Here is an 11,330-nt window from a genome sequence, read left to right as displayed (position 1 = left end):
GGCCTACAGCGATGCGCCGCTGGACAACCTCAACCTGCCGCAGCACCAGGCTTACCTGATCTACACCTCCGGCTCCACCGGCAAGCCCAAGGGCGTGGTGGTCAGCCACGGCGAATTCGCCATGCACTGCCAGGCGGTGATCGCCGCATTCGGCATGCGCAGCGATGATTGCGAGCTGCATTTTTATTCGATCAACTTCGACGCTGCCAGCGAGCGCTTGTGGGTGCCGCTGCTGTGTGGTGCCCGCGTGGTGCTGCGTGCCCAAGGGCAGTGGGGTGCCGAAGACATCTGCCAGCTGGTGCGTGAGCAACAGGTGAGCATCCTGGGCTTTACCCCCAGCTACGGCAGCCAGTTGGCGCAGTACCTGGGCGGGCAGGGCGAACAACTGCCGGTGCGCCTGGTGATTACCGGTGGCGAAGCACTGACCGGCGAGCACCTGCAACGTATTCGCCAGGCCTTTGCCCCGCAGCAGTTCTTCAACGCCTACGGCCCGACCGAAACCGTGGTCATGCCGTTGGCCTGCCTGGCGCCAGAGGCGTTGCCAGCGGACCTTGGCAGCGTGCCGATCGGCCGCGTCATCGGAAGCCGCACGGCCTACATCCTCGATGAAGACCTGGCCCTGTTGCCGCAAGGTGGTATTGGCGAGCTGTATGTCGGTGGTGCCGGGCTGGCTCAGGGCTATCACGACCGCCCTGGCCTTAGTGCCGAGCGCTTCGTCGCCGACCCGTTCAGCACCGCAGGGGGCCGCTTGTATCGCACGGGCGACTTGGTGCGCCTGGGCATTGATGGCCTGGTCGAGTACGTCGGGCGTGCCGACCAGCAGGTGAAAATTCGTGGCTTCCGTATCGAGCTGGGCGAAATCGAGAGCCGGCTGCAGGCGCACTTGGATGTCGACGAGGCCGTGGTATTGGCCCTGGACTTGCCGGGTGGCAAACAGCTGGTGGGCTATCTGGTGTGCAAGCAGGCCAGCGCCGGTAGCGAGGCGCAGAACCTGCTGCGCGAAGCCGTGAAAGCCGATGCCCGCCAGCACCTGCCGGACTACATGGTGCCTGCGCACCTGGTGCTGCTCGACAGCCTGCCGCTGATGGGCAATGGCAAGCTCGACCGCCGTGCGCTGCCGCTGCCGGACCTGGAGCAGGCGCGCCAGCACTACCAGGCCCCAGGCAACGAGGTGGAAGCGCAACTGGCGCAGATCTGGCGTGATGTACTCAACGTTGCCCAGGTTGGCGTGCAGGACAACTTCTTCGAACTGGGGGGTGATTCGATCCTTTCGATTCAGGTGGTCAGCCGGGCCCGTCAGGCCGGCTTGCAATTCACCCCGCGCGACCTGTTCCAGCACCAGACCATCCAGACCCTGGCGGCCGTGGTTCAGCACAGCGAAGCCGCCAGCAGCATCGATCAGGGCCAGCGCCAGGGCCAGACCGGCCTGACGCCGATTCAGCACTGGTTCTTCGACAGCGAAGTGCCACAGCCACAGCACTGGAACCAGGCGGTACTGCTGGAGGCACGCCAGCCGCTGGACGAAGCCGCACTGGCACAAGCGATGGCTGCGCTGGTGCAGCACCATGACAGCCTGCGCCTGCGTTTCAGCGAGGCCCAGGGCGGCTGGCAGGCTCAGTACGCGCAGCCTGCTGGCGACCAGCTGCTGTGGAGCGCCACCGTGGCCGATTTTGCAGACTGCCAGGCGCTGTACACCGACCTTCAGCGCAGCCTCGACCTGCAACAAGGCCCGCTGCTGCGTGGCTTGCTGGTGCGTGACGGGCAGGGCAGCCAGCGCCTGTTGCTGGCGATCCATCACCTGGTGGTCGATGGCGTGTCCTGGCGGGTGTTGCTGGAAGACTTGCAGGCGCTGTACCGTGGCCAGCCACTGCCGACCAAGACTCACGCCATGGGCGATTGGGCCGCACGCCTGGCCAGTTACGCCGGCAGCGATTCGCTGCGCGACGAACTGGGCTGGTGGCAAGGCCAGCTGGGTGGCGTGCGCCGCGAACTACCGTGCGATCACCCGCAGGGTGGCAACTTGCACCGCCACGCCCATACCCTGGCCATCGGCCTGGACGTGGAGCAAACCCGGCAACTGCTGCAACAGGCCCCGGCGGCCTACCACACCCAGGTCAATGACCTGCTGCTCACTGCGCTGGCGCGTGCCTTGTGCCGCTGGAGTGGCGAGGAAGAAGTGCTGGTGCAGCTCGAAGGCCACGGTCGTGACGGGTTGTTCGAGGACATGGACCTGACCCGCAGTGTCGGCTGGTTCACCAACGCCTATCCACTGAGCCTGCGCCCGTTGCCAGGCGAGGACGACGCGGCGCGGGCCGGCTCGATCAAACGCATCAAGGAGCAACTGCGCCAGGTGCCGCACAAGGGGCTTGGCTACGGTGTACTGCGCTACCTGGCCGATGCGGCCGGGCGCGAGCAGATGGCGGCCTTGCCGCAGGCGCGTATCACCTTCAACTACCTGGGTCAGTTCGACCAGCAGTTCGACAGCACCGCGCTGTTCCAGCCACTGGAGGCCCCAGCAGGCCTGGCTCACGACCTCGACGCACCGCTGCCCAACTGGCTGAGCGTCGATGGCCAGGTGTATGGCGGCGCCCTGCAAATGCGCTGGACCTACAGCGCCGAGCGCTATGACCAGCAAACCATTGCCCGGCTGGCCGAGGCCTATCGTCAGGAGTTGCTGACGCTGGTCGCGCATTGCCTGGCCGATGGCAACGGCAGTTTCACCCCCTCGGACTTCCCGTTGGCGCATCTGACGCAGGCGCAGATCGACGCCCTGCCGGTACCGGCTGCGCAGATCGAGGACGTCTACCCGCTGACGCCGATGCAGGAAGGCATGCTGCTGCACACCCTGCTGGAGCCGGGCACCGGCCTTTACTACATGCAGGACCGCTACCGCATCAACAGCGCCCTGGACCCTGAGCGTTTCGCCCAGGCCTGGCAGGCCGTGGTGGCGCGCCATGAAGCATTGCGCGCTTCGTTCAGCTGGAACAGCGGCGAGGCGATGCTGCAGATCATCCACAAACCGGGCAACCTGGCGGTGGACTACCAGGACTGGCGCGGCCTTGCAGACGACGCCCAGGAGCAGCGCCTGCAGGCCCTGCACAAGCAAGAGCGCGAGGCCGGTTTTGCCCTGCTCAGCGAAGCACCGTTCCACCTGCGCCTGGTGCGCGTGGCCGACGAGCGCTATTGGTTCATGATGAGCAACCACCACATCCTGATCGATGCCTGGTGCCGCTCGCTGCTAATGAACGACTTCTTCGAGGTGTACCAGGCCCTTGGCGAAGGCCGTCAGGCCCAACTGCCGGTGCCGCCGCGCTACCGCGACTACATCGGCTGGCTGCAACGCCAGGGCCTGGACGACGCACGCGCCTGGTGGCAGGCCAACCTGGCCGGCTTCGAGCGCGCCACGGCTATCCCAAGTGACCGCCCGCTGCGCCATGACCACGCGGGTAGCGGCATGGTGGTCGGCGATTGCTACACCCGCCTGGAGGTGAGCGATGGCGTGCGCCTGCGTGAACTGGCCCAGGCTCACCAGCTGACCGTCAACACCTTCGCCCAGGCGGCCTGGGCCCTGGTGCTGGCGCGTTACAGCGGTGACCGCGACGTGGCCTTTGGCGTAACCGTGGCCGGGCGCCCGGTGAGCATGCCGCAGATGCAGCGCACCGTCGGGCTGTTCATCAACAGCGTTGCCCTGCGCGTGCAGTTGCCGGTAGCCGGTGAGCGCCGCAGCGTGCGCCAGTGGCTGCAAGGCCTGCTGCAAAGCAACATGGAACTGCGCGAGTACGAATACCTGCCGTTGGTGGCGATCCAGGAGTGCAGCGAGCTGCCCAAGGGCCAGCCGCTGTTCGACAGCCTGTTCGTGTTCGAGAACGCCCCGGTGGAAACCGCCGTGCTCGACCACGCCCAGCACCTGAATGCCAGCTCCGACTCGGGCCGTACCCACACCAACTTCCCGTTGACGGCGGTGTGCTACCCCGGCGACGACCTGGGCCTGCACCTGTCGTTCGACCAGCGCTACTTCGACTACCCGACCGTCGAGCGCCTGCTGGCCGAGTTCAAGCGCATGCTGTTGGCGCTGGTACAAGGCTTCGAGGGCGAGGTGAGCGAGCTGCCGATGCTGGGGGCAGACGAGCAGCGCTTCCTGCTGGAAGACTGCAACCGCACCGAGCGGGCTTATCCGCTGGAACAGAGCTACATCGCACAGTTCGAAGCGCAAGTGGCTGCGCACCCGGAACGTACCGTGGCCCGCTGCCTGGAGGCGTCCTACGACTACGCCGGGCTGAACCTGGCGGCTAACCGCCTGGGCCATGCCTTGATCTGGGCCGGTGTGAAGGTGGACCAGCCGGTGGCGCTGCTGGCCGAGCGCGGGTTGCCGCTGCTGGGCATGATAGTCGGCAGCTTCAAGGCCGGTGCCGGCTACTTGCCGCTGGACCCGGGCCTGCCTGCCGCGCGCCTGCAAAGCATCATCCAGCTCAGCCGTACCCCGGTGCTGGTATGCAGCGCGGCCTGTGCCGAGCAAGGCCGGCAGTTGCTGGCTGAGCTGAACGTTGCGCCAAGGCCACAGCTGCTGGTGTGGGAAGACATCCAGGCCAGCCAGGTTGCCAGCCACAACCCAGGCATCCACAGTGGCCCGGACAACCTTGCCTATGTGATCTACACCTCAGGCTCCACCGGCCTGCCGAAAGGGGTGATGGTCGAGCAGCGTGGCATGCTCAACAACCAGCTGAGCAAGGTGCCGTACCTGGCATTGAGCGAGCAGGACGTGATCGCCCAGACTGCCTCGCAGAGCTTCGACATTTCGGTGTGGCAGTTCCTTGCCGCGCCGCTGTTCGGGGCCAAGGTGGAGATCGTGCCGAACGCCATCGCCCATGACCCACAGGGGCTGCTGGCGCACGTGCAGGCCACCGGCATTACCGTGCTGGAAAGCGTGCCGTCGCTGATCCAGGGCATGTTGGCCAGCGACCACCAGGCGCTGGACGGCCTGCGTTGGATGCTGCCGACCGGCGAGGCGATGCCCCCGGAGCTGGCCGCGCAGTGGCTGCAGCGCTACCCGCAGATCGGCCTGGTCAACGCCTACGGCCCGGCGGAGTGCTCGGATGACGTGGCGTTCTTCCGTGTCGATGCCGCGTCGACCCAAGGCAGTTACCTGCCCATCGGCACGCCGACCGACAACAACCGCCTGTACCTGTTTTGTGAAGACCAGGCGCTGGTGCCGCTGGGTGCGGTGGGCGAACTGTGTGTGGCTGGCACGGGCGTTGGCCGTGGCTATGTCGGCGACCCGCTGCGTACTGCGTTGGCGTTTATCCCTCACCCATACGGTGCACCGGGCGAGCGCCTGTACCGCACCGGTGACCTGGCGCGGCAGCGCCCGGACGGTGTGCTGGAGTACGTCGGGCGCATCGACCATCAGGTGAAGATACGCGGCTACCGCATCGAGCTGGGCGAGATCGAAGCCCGCCTGCACGAACAGGCGGAAATGCGCGATGCTGCGGTGGGCGTGCAGGAGGGCGTCAATGGCAAGCATCTGGTCGGTTACCTGGTGGCCCATCAGGGCATCGCTGCCGACGCCACGTTGCTGGAACAGGTGAAGCAACGCCTGCGTGCCGAGTTGCCGGAGTACATGGTACCGCTGCACTGGGGCTGGTTCGACAGCCTGCCGCACAACGCCAACGGCAAGCTGGACCGCAAGGCGCTGCCCGCCATCGACATTGGCGGCCAGCACAGCCAGGCCTACCAGGCGCCGCGCAATGAGCTGGAAGAGGTCTTGGCGGGTATCTGGGCCGATGTGCTCAAGGCCGAGCGGGTCGGGGTCCACGACAACTTCTTCGAGCTGGGCGGGCATTCGTTGCTGGCCACGCAGATTGCCTCGCGGGTGCAGAAGCAATTGCAGTTGAACGTACCGTTGCGGGCGATGTTCGAGTGCAGCACTGTGGAGGAACTGGCCGAGTACGTGCAGGGCCTGCAGGGCAGTGCGCTGGATGACGACAAGGTCGACCGGCTGAGTGATCTGATGGCCGAGTTGGAAGGCCTTTGACCGGCAGGGGCGCTTGGCGCCCCTTTTTAGTGGCCACGGTACCTAGATCGCGGCGTTGATAAAGGCCTCATCTAACGATTCGGCGCCGTGGCAAGCCATGAACTGTTCACCACTATCAAACGCTTCCAGTCGTTTATTGGCGAGCATGTAAAAGCGATGGCAATTTTTTGTGATTTCCTCTGTGTAATGTGAAGCAATCAACACGCACGCGCCCTCCCGGCATGCGTTGTGTATGCCTAGCCATATGTAATGCCGGAACTCAGGGTCCACCCCAGCTGTGGGCTCGTCAAGAATGATCAAGTCACTGTTCAAAAGCAGTAGGGTCAGCGTGAAGTAGCTGCGAATCTCGCCATAACTGCAGTTGGACGCTTTTTTATTAGCGATTTCTGCATATCGTTTGGACAGGGAAGGAGACCATTGAGCCAGTTTTGAAAGTATTTCTAAGTGATCGGGGGCGTCATTGGGGGCTAGGCTGGTGATAAGTTTGCTCGCTTCATTCATGCGCAGTAAAGGGGGTGGGGTAAGAATTTGGGTTAAATAAGCCTGATGCTTGGATGAGTTGGTGACGACGCCCCGGATTGGTTTCTTTACGTTGCAGATGAGGTCGAATAGCGTCGTTTTTCCTGCGCCATTCTTGCCCAGTATGCCGATCATTTCGCCTTGTTTGATGTTGAGTCCGATATTGTCCATCAGCGTGGTTCCGCTGTACCCGAAACAAAGGTCGGTTATTTTTAGTATATCCATTAGTAGCGGCTCCATATGGGTTGGGTTCTAAAATGTCGTCCTGTCAGGTATGTGCAGGCCGCAAAGGCTGAAAGAGCCGTCAAGAAACTGCTGAGAAGTGAAAATTCGCCATGGAATACCTGAACACTCAGATAGAGCGGGTTGATCAGCGTTAGCGGGTGAGACGTGTCGTAGCCCTGTAGGGTAGCTGTGTACCCAGAGACCAGCATGAGAAAGGACATGAGCGAAAAAAGCGTGCTGGCAGTGCTGAACTTGATGGGCAGTGCAGCGATCCCTAGGCCGATACAGGTGAACATAAGATAACTTGTGTAAAAGCATGCCAGCAGATACAAAAGCTCAGGGAGTAAGTAGTGCCCTCGTAGCGGCTTGGTCAATAGGTAAAAAAGCAAGGCGTAGAGTGTGCTCAGCACTAAGTAGCTGAGTGTGTGTGAAATCAGGAATATTTTTATTGCGCCGCGTTGATATATGAAAGAGCGAGTGAAGCCGCTTTCTCGCCTGCCGATCAAGTAAAAACTAAATCCAAAAAAGGCAACACTTGCTGAAATGTATGAGTAGAACCACGCAGTTGACGCAGTGTAGGTTAAGGTTGTGTGCTTTGGGGTTGTAATGATGAAGAGTAGACAGGGTGCAAGTGCTGACCATAGAAGTGATGTGGGTTCTCTCAAGTGCTCAGTGATCAAGATCCTGATAATGCGTGTGATTTTTTTTGCGCTGAGTAGGAGGTGGCTTAAATAGAGATTCATGGGAACGGGACCATTCTGGAGAGCTGACGGCTTATGATTTTATTGAGGAAGTGTTCGGAGTAAGTATTTTTGATGTTGAGGTGGCTTGCGTTATTCATGTGGAGGAATAAATTGGGTGAAAAATATTTGCAGAAGTAAAGGTTTGACTGTTTGTAGGGGGTGGACGATAAGTAGAGATATCCATTGAATTCTAGTTCTCTTATGGTTGTTAATAGATTCTGTAGGGTTAGCTCTTTCGATGGTGTACGTTTCTGGTTGTGCTGGGTTGATGTCAAATCTCTGGATGTATCTTGGAAAGTATCGTAGCTGTTGCAATTTAGGAAGTGTTTGAGATAAGGGTCTTGAAGTGGGTTTTCTATTTCATGGTCATTATCGATTGCCTGCATAAAGCGAAATGTCTGCCATAATTCGACTATTGCTTTCTCTAAAGCAATCCTTGAGGTGGCGGCGTAAGCCATGCCAGCGCAAAATTTCACTTTGGCGGTGGTGTCTTGATTGCCATAACATAAGAGTAGGCAGCTTCCTGGAAAGCGTTCGTCGGTTAGATTGAGGATGCACAGGTCGCCAGATTTTTTTAGCTCTTGGAGGAGTGGCAAGCTGGTGCTTCCAGCTAGTATGGGGTAGGCAACATTGAGTTTTATTTCCGCTGTGCAGGTTTTTGTAAGCCAGTATCTAAGTAGAAACTGCCGTTCCAGTGTTTCCTTGAGTGCTCCGAGCACTGCATTGTTGATCGTCATGTGTGCGCTGCATCCACATGTGTCTCTGATTGGGTAGATGCTATTGTCAGTAAAATTTCGGCACTCTGAAATGGAAAGGCATACGGTTGGGATCTTGCAGCTTGTAAAATCAGTGATTCTGTATGCCGTTGTACGGTCAAAGTGATGCGACTGCAAAGACGAGCTTTTATTAGGTATTAAGGTTTGAGAAAACGCTTGGATGAATTCTTTGTGCTCTTTGGTTGTCAGTCCGATGTCTAGTTTGTTTGTGTCATGGACAGGGATGTCTAAGTAAAAATGTTTACGTTCAAAATGTTCGCCTAATGCGCTGTCGGTTATATCTGATGACCAGCCGCTGCTTGAACCGTAGGTGCGCCAACGGGTGCCACATTCTACGCTGTTGGGTAGGTGAGTGACTGCGCTAGGCCTAAGTAGAAAAAAGTCCGAAAATTCCGGGTAGTGTATCTCGTTAAAAATATTCATGGGTCTAACCTATTAGTTGGATGCATGTGGGTAGGAAAAGAGTCGGGTTGAGATTCAAATTTTTGGTTACTTGATGGTCAGTGTACCCTGACCATGGTCTGCTATTTAGGTGGAGTTCTTTGCAGCGCAAGTCAGTAATCATATACATCGAGCCTGCCTCCATTAGACTCAAGCGATAGCCTCTGTATCGATACTTGAACAGTGCTTTGGGTAAGTAGATCAAATATATAAGTGCTAGTGACGGTCGGCCGATGTCGACGTTTTTTGGGATAATTGCTTCAGTCAATTTTCTGATGTTAATTGATGGGCTATGAGCTTCCAGTGATCTTGAGGATGGAAGTAAGTGTAGGGCGTTAGTTTCAGTTGGCCATTGCTCGATCTTGTTGTTGAGGTTGATGCAAAATACTTCTATTGGATAAAGCGCTCCGCCGCTTGGATAACCTCTGTTGTAGGCAGTGGAGCTTTTGGTCAAGAGGGGTGAAAGCAGTGCTTGGACCGTTTTGAAATGAAGTGGGCGATCTTTAAATTGATCACATGAATTATTTCTCCGTAGTGAATGTGAATTTGCTAGAGGCCTAAGAGTCAGTTCTTTGGTTTTGCTGGGTGCTGTAATGGTGTTGAGGCGTAATTCGTTCCCGGTAAGCTTTGTAAGGTCCTTTGATGGTATGTGGTGAAGGGTGCTTAGGTGTTGTGTCGCTTCGTGGATTATGTAGTTGCCTTTGGCGTGGAATGCCAAAGTCTCATCCATGACATCAGGGCATATAAACTTCAAGTATTCGTCATGGCTTATATTCATTGTTCAAATCCTATGCATTGGCACAGTGGCCAGTGGACGCTGGCGTCTTCTGTAGTAATTCCGGTTTCCAGGTTGATTGTTCTGGATAATAGAACTTGATCTTGAGTGGTTTTTGATTTTGGCGCTTGGGTGAGTTTGTTTGTGAATGAAATAATGGTGCCTAAAATTAAAGACTTTTGGAGTTCGTCTATTTCTATTTTTGGTAGGTCGAGGTTGTTGCTACGGCAGAAAGACCAAATTTTGCTCCAGTGGTGCTGACTTGTTCTCAGGCTTTCGTAGTGCGCGATACGGTCAAGTGTGCAAAAAGCGCACGGGTTTCCAATTGAGGGGATATGAATTTCCGTTAAATGGAAATGAACGCCACTGATGAAGCCGACAGTGGCGCCATAGTTGGGGTTTGTTGCTAGTAGTTTTTTATAGGTGGACTTTAGCAAGTGCGGGCTCAGTTTTGCGCAAGCGAATACGAAGAGCGTAGGCTCGTCGTTGTTGGGATGTATGTAGTCAGCGATATTCCTTATTTCTAATTTATTGTTGTACTTTTTTTCAAGGTACTTGGTTGTCTCGCCTGGAATTTCTAGATCGTGGTAGATGATGGTGCGCTGAAAGCTAGGTGGATCAGTGAGCTCTCCGATTATTGACAGGCTTTTTAAGAATTTTATCGCGCTGGCAGGTTGGAGTTTTGCCTTTTTTAGTATGTGGTCCAGTGCATGAGGGTGGATATATTTGGATTGATTTTTTTCAATTAATTGTAAGGCTTCTATTATTTTTGGTTCGGTGATCTTCGTGAAGCCTTTGGATGAGAAGACCATCGGTTCAGTGTCAAAGTTGAGTATTTCATAGTTGTAGATTCTGAGTGTTTTCATAAAATACCTGAAAGGTTGCGGGCGCCTGCAGTAGTCGTCGCAGAAGCCCGCTTATAGTTACAGGGTTGCCGGGTCGTTGTTTATGCCATTGTTTCCACCACAGCCGCCGGAGCCGCCGCTGCCACCCTTGCAGCCTCCACCGCCTCCACAACCGCCGCTGCCACCACAACCACCGGCGCTACCAGATCCTCCGAAGAATTCAGCTTCCATATCGCAATTGTTTTCGGAGGCTAATGCCAAAAGGCTAATGCCATATTGATTTTCCATAGTGTCTCCTTGTTTTTGTTGTTGCCCGAAAGAGTGCGGGCATGAAGAGGTTTAGGCGTTCGATTGATCTATGTCAATTGCGCTTCAGAGTAGGTGGGTGTATTTGGTGGGTTGGGGTGGTTTGGTTGGAAGCTATTGTTGTAGGACTGCTCTTCAGATGCGTCTTACATGTAGTTAGTATTGGTCGGTTATGTTTACTTTTGCCTTTATTAATGTAGGAGGTTTCGGCTTTTGTCATGCGAAATTGCTGTAGCAAGTATGCGAGTTTTCTGAAGCTGTTCTTGAGGGTGGTTCAATAGGGGTAGGCGATGAGGCATTGTTTAGCAGCGGGTGGCGTAGAATCAGTGTTTCTAAATGTGTAGAGCTGCTGTTTCAGCGACATGGATATGGGGTCGCTAATCGCCGTGTGACTGATTTTGGAGAGATTGATCGGCTTTGCTCGTTGTGGTCGAGTGAACGAGCATTGGCAGTTGGCGAAGAGGAACGCTCTTCGCTTGCAGAGAGCGATCAGTGCTATGTGCCGCTGCGGGCGATGTTCGATTGCAGCACGATGGAGTAGCCAGGGTGTATGTGCAGTGGCTGCAGGGCAGTGCGCTGGATGACGACAAGGTCGACCGGTTGAGTGACCTGATGGCCGAGCTGGAGGGGTTGTAAACGCCCCAGATATTGCGCTGTGCCCAAGGCCGG

6 protein-coding genes are annotated in these 11,330 nt (G+C 56.9%); 1 reads left to right on the top strand and 5 read right to left on the bottom strand.

Annotated features, from left to right (window positions below):
• A partial coding sequence (locus APH35_RS27430) for a non-ribosomal peptide synthase/polyketide synthase (protein ID WP_156341247.1) occupies positions 1-6,031 on the top strand: 6,031 nt, incomplete at its 5' end.
• Between the two features lie 42 nt (positions 6,032-6,073).
• On the opposite strand, the gene APH35_RS27425 is transcribed toward APH35_RS27430, so the two are convergent.
• The 5 genes from APH35_RS27425 to APH35_RS28920 all read right to left on the bottom strand — a co-directional run bounded on the left by APH35_RS27425 (position 6,074) and on the right by APH35_RS28920 (position 10,643).
• Positions 6,074-6,775 carry an ATP-binding cassette domain-containing protein gene (locus APH35_RS27425; protein WP_012273395.1) on the bottom strand — a complete coding sequence of 234 codons (702 nt, stop codon included), beginning with the start codon at positions 6,773-6,775 and terminating at the stop codon, positions 6,074-6,076.
• On the bottom strand, positions 6,775-7,518 hold the full coding sequence (locus tag APH35_RS29605) for a hypothetical protein (RefSeq protein ID WP_012273394.1): 744 nt from the start codon (positions 7,516-7,518) through the stop codon (positions 6,775-6,777). The genes APH35_RS27425 and APH35_RS29605 overlap by 1 nt, the downstream gene beginning before the upstream one ends.
• Positions 7,515-8,717: a YcaO-like family protein gene (locus APH35_RS27415; protein ID WP_060515808.1), complete on the bottom strand. Its 1,203-nt coding sequence runs from the start codon at positions 8,715-8,717 to the stop codon at positions 7,515-7,517. The genes APH35_RS29605 and APH35_RS27415 overlap by 4 nt, the downstream gene beginning before the upstream one ends.
• Positions 8,718-9,509: 792 nt before the next feature.
• Positions 9,510-10,376 carry an McbB family protein gene (locus tag APH35_RS27410; RefSeq protein WP_060515807.1) on the bottom strand — a complete coding sequence of 289 codons (867 nt, stop codon included), beginning with the start codon at positions 10,374-10,376 and terminating at the stop codon, positions 9,510-9,512.
• Positions 10,377-10,433: 57 nt separating this feature from the next.
• The gene (locus APH35_RS28920; RefSeq protein WP_156341246.1) at positions 10,434-10,643 is read right to left on the bottom strand and encodes a hypothetical protein; all 210 of its coding nucleotides are present in this window, start codon (positions 10,641-10,643) and stop codon (positions 10,434-10,436) included.
• Positions 10,644-11,330 lie beyond the last annotated feature (687 nt).

This window comes from Pseudomonas sp. NBRC 111132, assembly GCF_001320565.1.
Taxonomy (GTDB): Bacteria; Pseudomonadota; Gammaproteobacteria; order Pseudomonadales; family Pseudomonadaceae; genus Aquipseudomonas; species Aquipseudomonas putida_P.
Note: the sequence above shows the minus strand (reverse complement) of the source record. Positions and strands in the feature narration are given on the sequence as shown.